2 protein-coding genes are annotated in these 1,751 nt (G+C 45.7%); both read left to right on the top strand.

The features are described 5' to 3' along the window. Nucleotides 1-206 precede the first annotated feature (206 nt). Nucleotides 207-1,067: a shikimate dehydrogenase gene (locus PX484_RS22585; protein ID WP_287765612.1), complete on the top strand. Its 861-nt coding sequence runs from the start codon at nucleotides 207-209 to the stop codon at nucleotides 1,065-1,067. Between the two features lie 29 nt (nucleotides 1,068-1,096). Then, nucleotides 1,097-1,751: AI-2E family transporter (locus PX484_RS22580; RefSeq protein ID WP_288105602.1), on the top strand; the 655-nt coding region annotated here is incomplete at its 3' end.

Raw genomic sequence — 1,751 nt, 5'->3', positions numbered from 1 at the left:
CTGGGAGTGATCGGGGGAAAAATCCCTGGACTTTTTCCCTGAAAATTAGGTAATTGACCCCCTCAAAATCGGTAAAACCCTACACCCCACACCCCACACCCTACACCCTGCCCCCAGGAAAAACTTTTTCAGCAAACCCTAGTATAGTAAGGTGAGCATTGGCCACCCTTGAGATTAAACTTTGGTGGGGAAAGCCCACCTTTTTTATGACCATTATTAACGGAAAAACCAAGTTATTAGGCGTAATCGGCGATCCCATCGGCCATACTCTTTCTCCCCTCATGCACAATGCCGCTATCGATGCCTTGGGGCTAAATTATGTCTATCTTCCCCTACCGATCGCCCCGGAAAATTTAGCAACTGCGATCGCTGGTTTGTCCGCCATCGATCTACAGGGTTTTAGCGTCACGATTCCCCATAAATTAGCAATTATTCCCTTATTATCGCAAATTACCGAGAAAGCCAGGCTAGTGGGCGCAGTTAATACCGTCTGGCGCACGGAAACCGGTTGGCAGGGAACGAATACCGATGTGGATGGCTTTCTCGCACCCTTGAAATCCCTTGACAAAGATTGGAGTCGGGTGAATCCAGTTATTTTAGGCAATGGCGGCGCTGCCCGGGCGGTGGTGGTGGCTTGCGCCCAGTTGGGCTGTGGCGAAATTCATGTGGTAGGACGCAATCAAAAGAAATTAGATCCTTTTAAAGAAAGTTGGGCGAATACCAGCCTCTATGACCTCCTAGAAGTGCATAGTTGGGACGAATTAGAGGGGCTGGTATCCACCACAGAACTCCTGATTAATTCTACCCCGATCGGAATGTCCCCCCAGGGCGAACAATCCCCTGTTGAGTTAGAATTATTAGACCTTTTACCCCCATCGGCGATCGCCTACGATCTAATTTATAATCCCCGGCCGACGAAATTTCTCCGGTTAGCCCAGACTAGAGGGATAAGAATTATTGATGGGTTAGAAATGTTAGTTAATCAGGGAGCGATCGCACTAGAAATCTGGTTAGGTCAACCCGTCCCCGTCTCGGTCATGCGGGAAGCTTTGTTAAAACAATTCTAAATGCTAAAATCCTATTTCTGGCTTTATTTATGCCCCCTTCTAGCTCCTTTTGGAAAACTCTGAATAACTCGATTCTAGTACGCTATCTATTATTATTTGGCTGTGGCTGGAGTCTAATTATCTTAATTAACTATTTCTACGGGATGATCGCTATTTTTACCGGTTCGGCAGTCCTGGCCGCTCTATTAAATTATCCCGTGGTTTGGTTATCCCGTTATCTACCGAGAGGACTAGCCATTGCTATTACCACCCTAGTAGCTTTTATCCTCCTATTTAGATTAGTCACAGGCATAGGATTGGAAGCGGTTAATCAGGGGAGAGGACTACTATTCAATCTTACCGATGCCCTGAGTCAAAAAGATTTTTTACCCTTTCAAGACTTTCTCGATCGATTAGATTTGAATAAAATGGTGGGAAGCTTACAAACCGGTTTAGCTACGGGTTTATCGCTCGTACAGGGAGTTTTTTCCAGTGTATTTACTGGCGTTTTCGGGGCGGTGATCAGTGTTTATATGCTCATCGACGGTGATAAACTCTGGCGAAGTTTTTTGCAACTTCTCCCCATAGCATACCGGGAGCGTTTTGCCAAGTCTTTTCGACAAAGTTTTCTGGGATTTATTCGCGGGCAACTGTTGTTAATGCTCTTTTTATCGGTGACGAGTTTCTTAAGTTTTTCCCTATTAG

It is taken from the genome of Microcystis sp. M49636_WE2 (assembly GCF_030065375.1).
Lineage (GTDB): Bacteria > Cyanobacteriota > Cyanobacteriia > Cyanobacteriales > Microcystaceae > Microcystis > Microcystis aeruginosa_C.
Note: the sequence above shows the minus strand (reverse complement) of the source record. Positions and strands in the feature narration are given on the sequence as shown.

What these genes read in the sequence shown, in the direction of transcription:
- PX484_RS22585 (WP_287765612.1), top strand. Translation starts at nt 207, where the DNA reads ATGACCATTATTAACGGAAAAACCAAGTTATTAGGCGTAATCGGCGAT.